The 597-nt window shown below is 43.7% G+C and carries 1 protein-coding gene and 1 pseudogene; both read right to left on the bottom strand.

Annotated elements, in window-relative coordinates:
• Positions 1 to 81 (bottom strand): annotated as a pseudogene (locus tag R7Z47_RS25810) (DUF2780 domain-containing protein); the annotation flags it as partial.
• A 138-nt stretch (positions 82 to 219) separates the two neighbouring features.
• Positions 220 to 597: FKBP-type peptidyl-prolyl cis-trans isomerase (locus R7Z47_RS25805; RefSeq protein ID WP_318130890.1), on the bottom strand; the 378-nt coding region annotated here is incomplete at its 5' end.

Genomic DNA, 597 nt, shown 5'->3' with positions numbered 1-597 from the left:
ATCTACGACAGTGTCCAAAAACGCATGTGCGCTGCCAATATTCACTGATAGGAGAGCTAAAGTTAGGAGAGTTTTACGCATAGTACCTCCGACGGTTGAGCGTTTTAACTTATTTGTTGTATTTATTTTTTTAGGTCATCTGACTGATAACTTCTATTATTTTATAAAAAAAGCGGCGCTAATGCGCCGCTTTATGTAGGTCATTGAGAAAAGTCTCAATTATAGAATGTCTAGTAGCTCAACTTCGAATACTAGTGCTGCGAATGGAGGGATTGCAGCGCCTGCGCCACGTTCACCGTACGCAAGGTCTTGTGGGATGTATAGTTTCCACTTAGAACCTACAGGCATTAGTTGTAGAGCTTCAACCCAACCTTTAATTACGCCAGTTACTGGGAACTCAGCTGGTTGGCCGCGAGATACAGAGCTGTCGAATACTGTGCCGTCTGTTAGTTCACCGTGGTAGTGAACACGTACAGATTTATCAGCTGTTGGGATTTCGCCAGTACCTTCAGTGATGATTTCGTACTGTAGGCCAGATTCAAGAACATTAACTTCTGGACGTAGAGCGTTGTCTTTTAGGAACGCTTCACCATCAGC

The organism is Vibrio sp. 1641 (genome assembly GCF_033339995.1).
In the GTDB taxonomy this organism is placed as follows: domain Bacteria; phylum Pseudomonadota; class Gammaproteobacteria; order Enterobacterales; family Vibrionaceae; genus Vibrio; species Vibrio alginolyticus.
The sequence above is the reverse complement of the archived record's forward strand: the minus strand, read 5'-3'. Positions and strand labels throughout refer to the sequence as shown.